At 63.6% G+C, this 9,977-nt stretch carries 21 protein-coding genes and 1 pseudogene; all 22 read right to left on the reverse strand.

The annotated features are described in order from the left end of the window. A complete protein-coding gene (rplO, locus tag BM172_RS18455; RefSeq protein ID WP_177218836.1) occupies positions 1 to 438 on the reverse strand; it encodes a 50S ribosomal protein L15 in 438 nt (145 codons plus the stop codon). Positions 439 to 498: 60 nt separating this feature from the next. Further along, the gene (gene rpmD, locus BM172_RS18460) at positions 499 to 687 is read right to left on the reverse strand and encodes a 50S ribosomal protein L30 (protein WP_026635849.1); all 189 of its coding nucleotides are present in this window, start codon (positions 685 to 687) and stop codon (positions 499 to 501) included. Further along, entirely contained in the window at positions 680 to 1,189 is a 510-nt protein-coding gene (rpsE, locus tag BM172_RS18465; RefSeq protein WP_026635848.1) for a 30S ribosomal protein S5, read from the reverse strand. Before rpsE ends, rpmD begins: the two co-directional genes overlap by 8 nt. 112 nt (positions 1,190 to 1,301) lie before the next feature. After that, the gene (rplR, locus tag BM172_RS18470; protein WP_026635847.1) at positions 1,302 to 1,655 is read right to left on the reverse strand and encodes a 50S ribosomal protein L18; all 354 of its coding nucleotides are present in this window, start codon (positions 1,653 to 1,655) and stop codon (positions 1,302 to 1,304) included. Positions 1,656 to 1,699: 44 nt separating this feature from the next. Further along, on the reverse strand, positions 1,700 to 2,227 hold the full coding sequence (gene rplF, locus BM172_RS18475) for a 50S ribosomal protein L6 (RefSeq protein ID WP_026635846.1): 528 nt from the start codon (positions 2,225 to 2,227) through the stop codon (positions 1,700 to 1,702). 10 nt (positions 2,228 to 2,237) lie between these two features. Continuing rightward, positions 2,238 to 2,633 (reverse strand): 30S ribosomal protein S8, encoded by a 396-nt coding sequence (gene rpsH / locus BM172_RS18480; RefSeq protein WP_026635845.1) that lies wholly within the window; start codon positions 2,631 to 2,633, stop codon positions 2,238 to 2,240. A gap of 228 nt (positions 2,634 to 2,861) precedes the next feature. Beyond that, positions 2,862 to 3,167, reverse strand: coding sequence for a 30S ribosomal protein S14 (gene rpsN, locus BM172_RS18485; protein WP_026635844.1), 306 nt, complete (start codon positions 3,165 to 3,167; stop codon positions 2,862 to 2,864). An 18-nt stretch (positions 3,168 to 3,185) separates the two neighbouring features. Then, a complete protein-coding gene (gene rplE, locus BM172_RS18490; protein WP_026635843.1) occupies positions 3,186 to 3,725 on the reverse strand; it encodes a 50S ribosomal protein L5 in 540 nt (179 codons plus the stop codon). Positions 3,726 to 3,737: 12 nt separating this feature from the next. Further along, positions 3,738 to 4,049 carry a 50S ribosomal protein L24 gene (gene rplX / locus BM172_RS18495; protein ID WP_026635842.1) on the reverse strand — a complete coding sequence of 104 codons (312 nt, stop codon included), beginning with the start codon at positions 4,047 to 4,049 and terminating at the stop codon, positions 3,738 to 3,740. Between the two features lie 13 nt (positions 4,050 to 4,062). After that, positions 4,063 to 4,431, reverse strand: coding sequence for a 50S ribosomal protein L14 (gene rplN / locus BM172_RS18500; protein ID WP_026635841.1), 369 nt, complete (start codon positions 4,429 to 4,431; stop codon positions 4,063 to 4,065). A 15-nt stretch (positions 4,432 to 4,446) separates the two neighbouring features. Then, on the reverse strand, positions 4,447 to 4,707 hold the full coding sequence (gene rpsQ, locus BM172_RS18505) for a 30S ribosomal protein S17 (protein WP_026635840.1): 261 nt from the start codon (positions 4,705 to 4,707) through the stop codon (positions 4,447 to 4,449). A gap of 11 nt (positions 4,708 to 4,718) precedes the next feature. Beyond that, positions 4,719 to 4,904, reverse strand: coding sequence for a 50S ribosomal protein L29 (gene rpmC, locus BM172_RS18510; protein WP_026635839.1), 186 nt, complete (start codon positions 4,902 to 4,904; stop codon positions 4,719 to 4,721). Beyond that, positions 4,904 to 5,317 carry a 50S ribosomal protein L16 gene (gene rplP / locus BM172_RS18515; RefSeq protein ID WP_026635838.1) on the reverse strand — a complete coding sequence of 138 codons (414 nt, stop codon included), beginning with the start codon at positions 5,315 to 5,317 and terminating at the stop codon, positions 4,904 to 4,906. Before rplP ends, rpmC begins: the two co-directional genes overlap by 1 nt. Before the next feature lie 11 nt (positions 5,318 to 5,328). After that, entirely contained in the window at positions 5,329 to 6,078 is a 750-nt protein-coding gene (gene rpsC / locus BM172_RS18520; protein ID WP_026635837.1) for a 30S ribosomal protein S3, read from the reverse strand. Positions 6,079 to 6,093: 15 nt separating this feature from the next. Next, positions 6,094 to 6,429, reverse strand: a complete 336-nt coding sequence (rplV, locus tag BM172_RS18525; protein WP_026635836.1) for a 50S ribosomal protein L22 — start codon at positions 6,427 to 6,429, stop codon at positions 6,094 to 6,096. Beyond that, positions 6,429 to 6,701 (reverse strand): 30S ribosomal protein S19, encoded by a 273-nt coding sequence (gene rpsS / locus BM172_RS18530; RefSeq protein ID WP_026635835.1) that lies wholly within the window; start codon positions 6,699 to 6,701, stop codon positions 6,429 to 6,431. The genes rplV and rpsS overlap by 1 nt, the downstream gene beginning before the upstream one ends. 12 nt (positions 6,702 to 6,713) lie before the next feature. Continuing rightward, positions 6,714 to 7,535, reverse strand: coding sequence for a 50S ribosomal protein L2 (gene rplB / locus BM172_RS18535; RefSeq protein ID WP_026635834.1), 822 nt, complete (start codon positions 7,533 to 7,535; stop codon positions 6,714 to 6,716). A gap of 18 nt (positions 7,536 to 7,553) precedes the next feature. Further along, complete coding sequence (gene rplW, locus BM172_RS18540; RefSeq protein WP_026635833.1) at positions 7,554 to 7,847, reverse strand: 50S ribosomal protein L23; 294 nt, start codon at positions 7,845 to 7,847, stop codon at positions 7,554 to 7,556. Continuing rightward, the gene (rplD, locus tag BM172_RS18545) at positions 7,844 to 8,446 is read right to left on the reverse strand and encodes a 50S ribosomal protein L4 (protein ID WP_026635832.1); all 603 of its coding nucleotides are present in this window, start codon (positions 8,444 to 8,446) and stop codon (positions 7,844 to 7,846) included. The genes rplW and rplD overlap by 4 nt, the downstream gene beginning before the upstream one ends. Before the next feature lie 11 nt (positions 8,447 to 8,457). After that, on the reverse strand, positions 8,458 to 9,099 hold the full coding sequence (gene rplC, locus BM172_RS18550) for a 50S ribosomal protein L3 (RefSeq protein WP_026635831.1): 642 nt from the start codon (positions 9,097 to 9,099) through the stop codon (positions 8,458 to 8,460). Positions 9,100 to 9,119: 20 nt separating this feature from the next. Then, positions 9,120 to 9,431: a 30S ribosomal protein S10 gene (gene rpsJ / locus BM172_RS18555; RefSeq protein ID WP_014402136.1), complete on the reverse strand. Its 312-nt coding sequence runs from the start codon at positions 9,429 to 9,431 to the stop codon at positions 9,120 to 9,122. Positions 9,432 to 9,886: 455 nt separating this feature from the next. Beyond that, a pseudogene (locus BM172_RS18560) lies at positions 9,887 to 9,977 on the reverse strand (hypothetical protein); the annotation flags it as partial.

Raw genomic sequence — 9,977 nt, forward strand, 5'->3', positions numbered from 1 at the left:
TTACTCCACGCTGCCGCCGGCAGCTTCGATCGCTGCCTTGGCGCCGGCCGTGGCCAGCACGCCCGACAGCTTCACGGCGCGACCGATCTCGCCCTTGGCGACGACCTTGACCTTCTTGGCGCGGCTGTCGATCAGGCCGGCCTGGTGCAGGACGACCACGTCGATCACGTCGGCCTTGAGGTTGGCCAGCTGGTACAGGAAGACTTCCTGGCTCTCGGCCTTGGTCTTCGAGCGGAAGCCGACCTTCGGCAGGCGACGCTGCAGCGGCATCTGGCCGCCCTCGAAGCCGAACTTGTGGGTGCCGCCCGCGCGGGCGTGCTGACCCTTGTGGCCGCGGCCGGCGGTCTTGCCCAGGCCCGAACCGATACCGCGACCCACGCGCAGGCGGGTCTTGCGGGAGCCGGCGGCCGGCTTGATGTCATTCAGACGCATGATCAATGTCCTCAATACGGGCGTCCTGCCCGAAATCCCGGCCATCCTGGCCGGACTCTTCAAAAGTTATTCTTCGACCCGGACCAGGTAATAGACCGTGTTGATCAGGCCACGCACCTGCGGGCTGTCCTTCAGTTCACGGACGTCGTTGAGCTTGTTCAGGCCGAGCGCCTTGACGCTCAGGCGATGACGGCTCTGCACGCCGCGCAGGCCCTTGACCAGGCGGACGCGGACGGTCTTTTCGTTGTTAGCCATTGCCCAGCACCTCTTCAACGGTCTTGCCGCGCTTGGCAGCGATCTGCTTCGGCGAAGCGACAGCCTGCAGGCCCTTGATGGTGGCGCGCACCAGGTTGATCGGGTTGCGCGAACCGACGGCCTTGGCCAGCACGTTCTTGACGCCGACCACTTCCAGCACGGCGCGCATCGCGCCGCCGGCGATCACGCCGGTACCTTCGGAAGCCGGCTGCATGAACACGCGCGCGGCGCCGTGGTTGGCCTTCACGGCGTACCACAGGGTGCCGTTGTTCAGGTCGACCGAAACCATGTTGCGGCGGGCGCGATCCATGGCCTTGGAGATGGCCACCGGCACTTCGCGGGCCTTGCCGTAGCCGAAGCCGACGCGGCCTTCGCCGTCACCGACCACGGTCAGCGCGGTGAAGCTCATCTGGCGGCCGCCCTTGACGGTCTTGGCCACGCGGTTGACGGCGATCAGCTTCTCGAGCAGGCCGTCTGAATTTTCGCGATCGTTAGAAGACATATTCGTTTCCGTCATGCCCGGAAGATCCGGGACTTCTGCTTGCGGCTGAGCCGCTTGGAGTTGTAGGTACAGCGAGCGGGGCAGGCGCTGCGGACAGCCCTGCCCCTGGGTCTTAGAACTTCAGGCCGGCTTCGCGAGCCGCATCGGCCAGAGCCTTGATGCGACCGTGATAGCGGAAGCCCGAGCGATCGAAGGCCACGGCCTCGATGCCGGCGGCCTTGGCGCGCTCGGCGATCGCCTTGCCCACGGCGGTGGCGGCTTCGATGTTCTTGGTGCCCTTCAGGCCCTCGGCGATCGACTTCTGCACCGTCGAAGCGGCGGCAACCACGTTCTTGCCCGAGGCGTCGAACACCTGGGCATAGAGGTGCTGGCCGGTGCGATGCACGGACAGGCGGGCCACACCCAGCTTGCGGATGTGCGAGCGGGTGGACTTGGCGCGACGCAGGCGGGATTCGTTCTTGTTCATCGTGTTCTCTCCAGGAAGCGGATAGGCACGCGCTTTTCAGCGCCTTAGGCCTTCTTGGCTTCCTTCAGGGTGATCTTCTCGCCGGCATAGCGCACGCCCTTGCCCTTGTAGGGTTCCGGCGGACGATAACCACGGATCTTGGCGGCCACTTCGCCCACGAGCTGCTTGTCCGAACCCTTGATCAGGATCTCGGTCTGCGTCGGGGTCTCCAGCGTGATGCCTTCCGGGGCGTTGAACACGACCGGATGGGAGAAGCCCAGGCTCAGGTTCAGCGCCTTGCCCTGCATGGCGGCGCGGTAACCCACGCCGACCAGCTCGAGCTTGCGCTCGTAGCCGTCGGACACGCCCTTGACCATGTTGGCCAGCAGCGCGCGCGCGGTGCCGCCGAACTTGTGGTCGGCGCCCTCGGCCAGCACGATGCTCACGTTGCCGTTATCGACGGCCACGGACACGCCCGGCAGGTTATGCGTGGACAGGGTGCCCTTCGGGCCCTTGACGGAGATGCCTTCAACGCCAGCCTTCAGCTCGACGCCCTTGGGCAGATTGATGATCTTCTTGGCTACACGGGACATCGTCGGCTCCTTAGGCGACCTGGCCGATGATTTCGCCGCCGAGACCCTTGGCGCGAGCCTGGGCGTCGGTCAGCAGACCGGCGGACGTCGAGATGATCGAGATACCCAGGCCACCAAGGACCTTCGGCAGCTGGTCCTTGCCGCGGTACACGCGGAGGCCCGAGCGGCTGACGCGGGAAATACTCTCGATGGCCGGACGGCCTTCGAAATACTTGAGCTTGATCTCGAGCACCGGCTTGCCTTCCTGGGAGGAGGTCTTGGCGTCGAGGATGTAGCCCTCGTTCTTGAGAAGGTTGGCGATCGCCACCTTCAGCTTCGACGACGGCACGCTGACAGCCTGCTTGCCCGTAGCCTGGGCATTGCGGATGCGCGTAAACAGATCGGCGATGGGATCAGTCATGCTCATGAAAAACATCCTTCAGAGTGCACCGATATCCGATAAAACCGGAAATCAATATTGAGTTGTAAGCCGGCATAGGCGCCGGTCTGCTTTGCGCAGAAGGACGACTATAACAGCTCTTTTCCGATTTTGCGAATAACGGCACGCGTTTCGCATCGGCGGCGGCTCAGGAACGGCCCGCCCCCGGACATAAGAACCTGCCCGGGCATGCCCGGGCAGGTCGTATTGCGGGTCTTACCAGCTGGACTTGCGCAGGCCGGGGACGTCGCCACGCATGGTGGCTTCGCGCAGCTTGTTGCGGCCGAGGCCGAACTTCGCGTACACGGCGCGCGGACGACCGGTCAGGGCGCAACGGGTGCGCTGGCGAGTCGGGCTGGCGTCGCGCGGCAACTTCTGCAGCTTGGTCTGGGCCTCCATCTTCTCGTCGTAAGACGCCTTGGGGCTCAGCACGATCGCCTTCAGTTCCGCACGCTTGGCGGCGTACTTCTTGGCGATCTTGGTCCGCTTGAGGTCGCGGTTAATCATGGAGGTCTTGGCCATAAATCTCTCGCGGCTCTCTTAGTTGCGGAACGGGAAGCTGAAGGCTTCCAGCAGGGCCTTGGCCTCTTCGTCCGACTTGGCGGTGGTGGTGATGGAAATATCCATACCGCGCATCGCGTCGACGGCGTCGAAGTCGATTTCCGGGAAGATGATCTGTTCCTTGATGCCGAAGTTGTAGTTACCACGGCCATCGAAGGCGCGGCCCGACACACCGCGGAAGTCGCGGGTACGGGGCAGCGAGATATTGATCAGGCGATCCAGGAATTCCCACATCTGGGCGCGGCGCAGGGTGACCTTGCAGCCGATCGGCCAGCCGTCGCGGATCTTGAACGAGGCGACGGATACGCGCGCCTTGGTCTGGATCGGCTTCTGGCCGGAGATCTTGGCCATGTCGGCCACGGCGTTCTCGAGCACTTTCTTGTTGCCCGCCGCTTCGCCCACGCCCATGTTCAGCGTGATCTTGGTGATGCGGGGAACCTGCATCACGTTGTCGTAGCCAAAGCGCTCGGTGAGCTTCTTGACCACTTCGTCTTTGTAAAACTTTTCAAGGCGCGTCATGACTTGTGTTCCTTACGCGTCCACGACCTCGCCAGAACTGAACACGCGGACCTTGCGCCCATCTTCGAGCGTCTTGAAGCCCACGCGTTCACCCTTGTTCTGAGCGGGGTTGAACAGCTGCACATTGGAGATATGGATCGAGGCCTCACGCTCGACGATGCCGCCGGCCTGGTTGGCCTGCGGATTCGGCTTGGTGTGGCGCTTGACCAGGTTCACGTTGGAGACGAACACGCGATCGCCATCCACGCGCAGCACGTCGCCGCGCTGACCTTTGTTCTTGCCGGTGATCACGATGACCTGATCACCCTTGCGGATACGGTTCATGTCTGTTCTCCGCTCAGAGCACTTCGGGTGCGAGCGAGACGATCTTCATGAAGCGCTCGCTGCGCAGCTCGCGAGTGACCGGTCCGAAGATACGGGTGCCGATCGGCTCGAGCTTGTTGTTGAGAAGGACCGCCGCGTTGCCGTCGAAACGGATCAGCGAGCCGTCCGGACGACGCACACCCTTGGCGGTACGGACCACCACGGCGTTGTACACCTCGCCCTTCTTCACCTTGCCACGCGGGATGGCATCCTTCACGGTGACCTTGATCACGTCACCGATCGCGGCGTAACGGCGCTTGGAGCCGCCGAGCACCTTGATGCACATCAGTTCCTTCGCACCGCTGTTGTCCGCCGCGGAAAGCGTGCTTTGCATCTGAATCATGTCTGCACCCTCCCCTTAGCCGACCGCGCGAGTGACGATTTCGACCACGCGGTGATGCTTGGTCTTGGACAGCGGACGGCATTCCGCGATGCGCACCAGGTCGCCCTCGTTCGCACCGAGGTCGTCCTGCGCGTGCAGCTTGGTCGACCGGCGGATGATCTTGCCCAGCAGGCCGTGCTGCACCTGGCGCTCGATCAGGACGGTAACCGTCTTGTCCATCTTGTTGCTGATGACGCGGCCCTCGAGGGTGCGCGCCTGCTTTTCGTTATCGCTCATGTCCGCCGTCCTTACTTCTTGCCGCCGAGCGCGAACTTCGCGCGGGCGATATCGCGCCGAACGCGGCGCAGCTGGTGCGGCTGGTTGAGCTGGCCGGTGCCCTTCTGCATGCGCAGGTTGAACTGCTCCTTGCGCAGGTCCAGCAGGTGCTGCTTCAGCTCGTCGGCCGATTTGTTGATCAGATCTTTGATGTCCATCACATCACCGCCCGGGATACGAACTGGGTCTGGACCGAGAGCTTGGCGGCGGCCAGGCGGAACGCCTCGCGTGCCGTGGCCTCGTCGACGCCCTCGATTTCATAGAGCATGCGGCCCGGCTGGATCGGAGCGACCCAGTACTCGACACCACCCTTACCGGCGCCCATTCGGACTTCGATCGGCTTCTTGGTGATCGGCTTGTCCGGGAACACGCGGATCCACAGCTTGCCGCCGCGCTTCACGAAGCGCGTGATGCAGCGACGAGCCGCCTCGATCTGGCGCGCGGTGAGCGCGCCGTGCGTGGTGGCCTTGAGGCCGTATTCGCCGAAGCTCACGAGGTTCGAGCTGAATGCCAGACCGTCGTTGCGGCCCTTGAACTGCTTGCGGAATTTGGTTCGCTTGGGTTGCAGCATGGCAACTCTCCTTACTTCGCCGTCCGCTCGCGACGGCCTTCACCGCCCTCGCGACGCGATTCACGACGACCCTCGCCACCTTCGCGGCGCGGCTGCGACGGCTCTTCCTTCGCTTCCTGGCCCACCTGGGACAGGTCGAAGACTTCGCCCTTGTAGATCCACACCTTGATGCCGATGACACCGTAGGTGGTGTGCGCTTCGGCGAAGCCGTAGTCGATGTCCGCACGCAGGGTATGCAGCGGCACGCGGCCTTCGCGGGCCCACTCGGAGCGCGCGATCTCGGCGCCGTTCAGACGGCCGGACACGTTGATCTTGATGCCCAGGGCGCCAAGGCGCATCGCGTTGCCGACCGAGCGCTTCATGGCGCGGCGGAACATGATGCGGCGCTCGAGCTGCTGCGCGATCGACTCGGCCACCAGCTGCGCGTCGAGCTCGGGCTTGCGCACTTCGCTGACGTTGATGTGCGCCGGGACGCCCATCAGCTGGCTGACTTCCTTGCGCAGCTTCTCGATGTCCTCGCCCTTCTTGCCGATCACCACGCCCGGACGGGCGGTGTGGATCGTCACGCGCGCGGTCTTGGCCGGACGCTCGATCTGGATCTTCGAGATGCCGGCCTGGGCCAGCTTCTTGCGCAGCATCTCGCGGACCTTCAGGTCGGCGGCGAGGTACTGGGCGTATTCGCCCTTATTGGCGTACCACTTCGAGTTCCAGTCCTTGGCAATGCCGAGGCGGATACCGGTGGGATGAACTTTATGACCCATCGTCTATATCCCCAGTCAGTTGCCAACGACCACAGTGATGTGGCTCGTGCGCTTCAGGATGCGAGAACCGCGGCCTTTGGCGCGGGCGTACATGCGCTTCATCGCCGGACCTTCGTCGACAAAGATGCGAGCGATCTTCAGCTCGTCCACGTCGGCGCCGAGGTTGTTCTCGGCATTGGCGACGGCCGACAGCAGCACCTTGCGGACAATGTGCGCGGCCTTCTTGTTGGTGAACTGGAGCACGTCGCTGGCGCGGCCCACGGGCATGCCGCGGACCAGGTCAGCCACCAGGCGCACCTTCTGCGCCGAAATGCGGGCGCTGCGCAGGATTGCTTTGGCTTCGGTGCTCATCACTTGCCCTTCTTATCGCCGCCATGGCCCTTGAAGGTGCGGGTCACCGCGAACTCGCCGAGCTTATGCCCGACCATGTTCTCGTTGACGAGCACCGGCACGTGCTGGCGACCGTTGTGGATGGCGATGGTCAATCCCACCATTTCCGGCAGAATCATCGAGCGGCGCGACCAGGTCTTGATCGGACGCTTGTTATTGGTGGAAACCGCAGCTTCCACCTTCTTCACGAGGTGAAGGTCGACGAACGGACCTTTCTTCAATGAACGCGGCATGACGGTTTCCTATTACTTGCGACGACGCACGATGAACTGCTGCGTGCGCTTGTTGTTACGGGTCTTGTAGCCCTTGGCCGGCGTACCCCACGGGCTGACCGGATGCCGGCCGCCGGAGGTCTTGCCTTCACCACCACCGTGCGGATGGTCGACCGGGTTCATCGCCACACCGCGAACGGTCGGGCGGATACCCTGCCAACGCTTGGCACCGGCCTTGCCCAGCTTCTTCAAGCTGTGCTCGCCGTTGCCGACTTCGCCGATGGTGGCGCGGCAGTCGACCGGCACGCGGCGCATTTCGCCGGAACGCAGGCGGAGCGTCGCGTAACCGGACTCGCGGGCCACCAGCTGCACCGAGGCGCCGGCGCTGCGGGCGATCTGCGCGCCCTTGCCGGGCTTCATTTCGATGCAATGCACGGTCGAGCCGACCGGGATATTACGCAGCGGCAGGCTGTTGCCGGGCTTGATCGGCGCGTCGTGGCCCGACACCAGGCGGTCACCCGCCTGCACACCCTTGGGAGCGATGATGTAGCGGCGCTCGCCGTCGGCGTAGCACAGCAGCGCGATATGCGCGGTGCGGTTCGGATCGTATTCGATGCGCTCGACGCGGGCGGCGATGCCTTCCTTGTCGCGCTTGAAATCGATGATGCGGTAACGCTGCTTATGACCGCCGCCCTGGTGACGAACGGTGATGCGACCGTAGTGGTTGCGACCGCCGGTCTTGGTCTGGGCTTCGGTCAAGGCCGCGTAAGGCGCGCCCTTGTGCAGGCCCGGGGTACGCACGCTGACTGCGTCGCGGCGTCCGGCCGAGGTCGGCTTGTGAGTGATCAGTGCCATCTCAATTCAACTCCTGGCTCAGGCCTTGGCCGCCACGTCGATGGTCTGCCCATCGGCCAGGCGCACATAGGCCTTGCGCTTGCCCTGACGGTTGCCAGCGCGGAAACGGAAGGACTTGACCTTGCCCTTGGCGTTGACGAGGTTCACCTGCTCGACCTTGACGTCGAACATCTGCTCCACCGCCGCGCGGACATCGGCCTTGGTCGCGTCGGGGGCGACCACGAAAACGTACTGGTTGCCCTCGGCAAGACGGGCCGCCTTCTCGGAGATGTGCGGCGCGCGCAGCGTGTTGAGAATGCGTTCGTTGCTCATGCCAGCCACTCCTCGATCTTCTTCACCGCATCGACGGTCACGACGACGTGGTCCGAACCGACCAGGCTGACCGGGTTCAGCGCCAGCACGTCCACCACGTGGATGTACGGGATGTTGCGCGCGGCCAGGAAGGTGGCTTCGTTGGAGTCTTCCGACACCAGCAGCACGCGACCGGAAACCTGCAGCTCAGCCAGCTTGGCGACCATCGACTTGGTCTTCGGGGTGTCGATGCCGAAGCTCTCGACGACCTTCAGGCGACCCTGGCGATTGAGCTCCGCGAGAATGGAGCGCAGCGCCACGCGATAGGCCTTGCGGTTGACCTTCTGTTCGAAGTTGCGGGGCTTGGCCGCGAAGGTGACACCGCCGCCGACGAAGATCGGGGCACGGTAGTCGCCGTGACGGGCGCCGCCGCCCTTCTGCTTCTTGAACTTCTTGGTGGTACCCGACAGCTCACCGCGGGACAGCTGCGCCTTGGTACCGGCGCGACCGCCGGCCTGGTAGGCGACAACCACCTGGTGGACCAGGGCTTGCTTGAACTCACCGCCGAACACTTCGTCCGACACGTTGAGCGGCTTGGCGCCAATGACATTCAGTTCCATGGCGTCTCTCCTCAACCCTTGGTGGTCGGACGGATCACGACGTCGCCACCGGTAGCACCGGGGACAGCGCCCTTGACCGCGATCAGATGACGCTCGGCGTCGACCTTGACCACTTCCAGACCCTGCTGCGTGCGGTTCACCGCACCCATGTGGCCGGACATCTTCTTGCCAGGGAACACGCGACCCGGGGTCTGGCGCTGACCGATAGAACCCGGCGCGCGATGCGACAGCGAGTTACCGTGGGTAGCGTCGCCCATGGTGAAGTTGTGGCGCTTGATGGTGCCCTGGAAGCCCTTGCCCTTCGACACGCCGGCGACGTCAACGATCTGACCCACCTGGAACACGTCATCGGCCTTGATCTCGGTGCCCACGCTGTACTTGCCGAGATCCTCGGCAGACACGCGGAACTCCCACAGACCACGACCCGGCTCGACCTTCGCCTTCGCGTAGTGACCCTTCAGCGGCTGGGTCAGCAGGGAGGCGCGCTTGACGCCCGCCGCGACCTGCACAGCGCTGTAGCCATCGTTATCTTCCGTCTTCAGCTGGGTGACGCGATTCGGGGTGGCTTCAATCAGCGTCACCGGAATCGAGCGTCCGTCTTCAGTGAAGAGTCGGCTCATGCCGCACTTGCGGCCAACCAGTCCGATACTCATCTTCGTATCCTGTCTATCGCTCAGCCGAGCTTGATCTGAACATCGACGCCAGCGGCGAGATCAAGCTTCATGAGCGCGTCCACGGTCTTGTCGTTGGGGTCAACGATATCGAGCACGCGCTTGTGGGTACGGGTCTCGTACTGGTCGCGGGCATCTTTGTCGACGTGCGGCGACACCAGAATGGTGTAACGCTCGATCTTGGTCGGCAGCGGGATCGGGCCGAGGACCGTGGCGCCGGTGCGCTTGGCCGTCTCGACGATTTCGCTGGCCGAACGGTCGATCAGACGATGATCGAACGCCTTGAGCCGGATGCGAATCTTTTGGTTCGCCATAAACCGTGTCCTGTTATCTAAAGAACGATTCTGTGATTCGGAATGGCTTCTCACCATTCCGCACAACCCTTGGTACTGCTGGTACTGCGAGGGGTCGACAGCTACCGGGAAAGCCCGGCCAATCAGCCCCTAAAAGACCGGGCAGACCGACGATATCGGTCTGCCCAGACGGAAAAGTATAGAACGCGAAAACGCAAATGGCAACAGAGCGGTCACTCTGCCGTCATGCGATCCCGCAACGTCCTTGTATGCGAACTCGAAGCGCTTCCTGCACCTCATTTCGCTGTGTGCCTCGAGCCATCGGGCTCGAATGCAAAGGGATAACTTGTCAAGCATATCCGATCGCCAGCCCCAGGGGAAGCCCTTTGTGCAAAAAATGCGCAAAAAAAGAGCGGGGCTTTCGCCCCGCTCCCTTCAGATCAGATCCGGCTTTCGCGCGCCCGAAGGCGGGCTACTTACTTGGTGATCTTGGCGACGACGCCGGCGCCGACGGTGCGGCCGCCTTCGCGGATCGCGAAGCGCAGGCCGTCCGTCATCGCGATCGGC

The organism is Dyella marensis, assembly GCF_900112865.1.
Classification (GTDB): Bacteria; Pseudomonadota; Gammaproteobacteria; order Xanthomonadales; family Rhodanobacteraceae; genus Dyella_D; species Dyella_D marensis_A.

What these genes read in the sequence shown, in the direction of transcription:
- rpmD (WP_026635849.1), bottom strand. Translation starts at nt 687, where the DNA reads ATGGCTAACAACGAAAAGACCGTCCGCGTCCGCCTGGTCAAGGGCCTG.
- rpsE (WP_026635848.1), bottom strand. Translation starts at nt 1,189, where the DNA reads ATGTCTTCTAACGATCGCGAAAATTCAGACGGCCTGCTCGAGAAGCTG.
- rplR (WP_026635847.1), bottom strand. Translation starts at nt 1,655, where the DNA reads ATGAACAAGAACGAATCCCGCCTGCGTCGCGCCAAGTCCACCCGCTCG.
- rplF (WP_026635846.1), bottom strand. Translation starts at nt 2,227, where the DNA reads ATGTCCCGTGTAGCCAAGAAGATCATCAATCTGCCCAAGGGCGTCGAG.
- rpsH (WP_026635845.1), bottom strand. Translation starts at nt 2,633, where the DNA reads ATGAGCATGACTGATCCCATCGCCGATCTGTTTACGCGCATCCGCAAT.
- rpsN (WP_026635844.1), bottom strand. Translation starts at nt 3,167, where the DNA reads ATGGCCAAGACCTCCATGATTAACCGCGACCTCAAGCGGACCAAGATC.
- rplE (WP_026635843.1), bottom strand. Translation starts at nt 3,725, where the DNA reads ATGACGCGCCTTGAAAAGTTTTACAAAGACGAAGTGGTCAAGAAGCTC.
- rplX (WP_026635842.1), bottom strand. Translation starts at nt 4,049, where the DNA reads ATGAACCGTATCCGCAAGGGTGATCAGGTCATCGTGATCACCGGCAAG.
- rplN (WP_026635841.1), bottom strand. Translation starts at nt 4,431, where the DNA reads ATGATTCAGATGCAAAGCACGCTTTCCGCGGCGGACAACAGCGGTGCG.
- rpsQ (WP_026635840.1), bottom strand. Translation starts at nt 4,707, where the DNA reads ATGAGCGATAACGAAAAGCAGGCGCGCACCCTCGAGGGCCGCGTCATC.
- rpmC (WP_026635839.1), bottom strand. Translation starts at nt 4,904, where the DNA reads ATGGACATCAAAGATCTGATCAACAAATCGGCCGACGAGCTGAAGCAG.
- rplP (WP_026635838.1), bottom strand. Translation starts at nt 5,317, where the DNA reads ATGCTGCAACCCAAGCGAACCAAATTCCGCAAGCAGTTCAAGGGCCGC.
- rpsC (WP_026635837.1), bottom strand. Translation starts at nt 6,078, where the DNA reads ATGGGTCATAAAGTTCATCCCACCGGTATCCGCCTCGGCATTGCCAAG.
- rplV (WP_026635836.1), bottom strand. Translation starts at nt 6,429, where the DNA reads ATGAGCACCGAAGCCAAAGCAATCCTGCGCAGCGCCCGCATTTCGGCG.
- rpsS (WP_026635835.1), bottom strand. Translation starts at nt 6,701, where the DNA reads ATGCCGCGTTCATTGAAGAAAGGTCCGTTCGTCGACCTTCACCTCGTG.
- rplB (WP_026635834.1), bottom strand. Translation starts at nt 7,535, where the DNA reads ATGGCACTGATCACTCACAAGCCGACCTCGGCCGGACGCCGCGACGCA.
- rplW (WP_026635833.1), bottom strand. Translation starts at nt 7,847, where the DNA reads ATGAGCAACGAACGCATTCTCAACACGCTGCGCGCGCCGCACATCTCC.
- rplD (WP_026635832.1), bottom strand. Translation starts at nt 8,446, where the DNA reads ATGGAACTGAATGTCATTGGCGCCAAGCCGCTCAACGTGTCGGACGAA.
- rplC (WP_026635831.1), bottom strand. Translation starts at nt 9,099, where the DNA reads ATGAGTATCGGACTGGTTGGCCGCAAGTGCGGCATGAGCCGACTCTTC.
- rpsJ (WP_014402136.1), bottom strand. Translation starts at nt 9,431, where the DNA reads ATGGCGAACCAAAAGATTCGCATCCGGCTCAAGGCGTTCGATCATCGT.